Below are 1,547 nucleotides of genomic sequence, written 5' to 3' on the forward strand. Positions count from 1 at the left end.
AAATCAACCCCTTTACTAATATTAGTTTTATATTGTAAAAACAAAGGGATTTGAATCGCCTGTAAAGTTTGTTTTTCGCTATAGTTACTAGTGGTAACATTATAAACAAATGCTGAAGTTGAGGGGTCAATTTCAAAATTAGTTAAAGTTTGTGTTGCATTTTTCAAATAAACATCCTGTTTATATTGAGAAAATTCTACGCCTGTACCTATTCCAAAATGATTAGTTAACGAATAGATATAACCCACTTTTAGTGCTCCTGAGTGCTCTATTTTATATCCCGGCGCGGTTACCTTTGTATCATTTTTAATATCTCCGATTCCTGCTTGCACACCAACATAAAACTGAGCAGCTATTCCTTGGGAAATTAAGAAAGCTGTAATTCCAATTGCATTTTTAATATTGAATTTCATACTTGTATTTTTTTCAATTAGAATAATCCATCCTCATTGGTTTACAATGAGGATTTCCTATTCTTAAAATATTTAATTTTTAACCAGAAGGTTTTTAGTGAAATACTTTCCATTTGCTAAGGTCATTTTTACAATATAAATTCCCTCAACTATCGGTGCTACCAAATCAACAGTATTTTGACTTGTGCTGATCGTATTCAACAGATTTCCTGTAACATTATAAAGCTCAATACGTGCATTTTGCAATCTGCTTGAGCTTACATTAGTAATCAACTGAAAAACAGCATTACTTTTAACAGGGTTCGGAGCAATTTTAATATACTCTTCTTCTACAGTTGGGGATAAAGTCAACGGACAAGTGGTAATTAACGTCCTGTCTACTTTAGTAGCAACTGCATAATATGTACCGTTCAAAGGTCCGTTTTCTTTAAAATACTGATTTGTTTGCCCTGGAACTAAAGCTCCATTCTTATACCAGCTGTAAGATATAAAACTCTTAGAGCTATTATCAAAGAAAATAATGTCTTCAAATTGTTTTCTAAGCAGGTTAGGCTGACTCGTTACAACTGGTAAAACAACATTTGAAGCTGCATTATAATTCATATTACCTGATTGTGAAGCGGTTATTGTTGCAGAACCATAATTTTGAAATAGGAGTGTATTATCTGAAACAGTTGCAATAGTACTATTAGAAGAGGTATAATTTACCGCTAAACCACTACTGGAAGTCGCTGTTAAAACAAGACTGTTTTCTCCGTCACAACCTAAGCCTAAAGTCTGATTCCAAGTAATTAGCTGATCTGCTTTAGTGATACTAAAATTTGAGCTATTATAAGTAATACTATAATTCGCACCAGCGGTCAACGTTCCTTGTGTGATAGCATAAATACCTACATTTTCACCTGTAGTTCTTGATAAAGCACCTGTGAATGCTTCACCATTTACTAAAGCTGGAGTAACAGCGTAAGTAAACGTTGGATCAACTGTTCCGTAAACTTTAGTCTGATAAGCATTAGCTGTAACTGTAATTGGCTTTGCTGTAATAACAAAATCTTTAGCCACATAAGTAATACTATAGTTGTTTCCGGCGCTTAAAGTACCTTGCGTAATAGTATAGTTTCCGATGTTTTCTCC

General features: G+C 33.6%; 2 protein-coding genes. Both read right to left on the reverse strand.

Annotation, left to right across the window (positions count from 1 at the left end):
- On the reverse strand, positions 1–413 hold a 413-nt coding region (locus ABS764_RS12455; protein WP_408082134.1), incomplete at its 3' end, for an outer membrane beta-barrel protein.
- 72 nt (positions 414–485) lie between these two features.
- A partial coding sequence (locus tag ABS764_RS12460) for an MBG domain-containing protein (RefSeq protein ID WP_408082135.1) occupies positions 486–1,547 on the reverse strand: 1,062 nt, incomplete at its 5' end.

This window comes from Flavobacterium plantiphilum (genome assembly GCF_046000495.1).
GTDB classification, from domain to species: Bacteria; Bacteroidota; Bacteroidia; order Flavobacteriales; family Flavobacteriaceae; genus Flavobacterium; species Flavobacterium plantiphilum.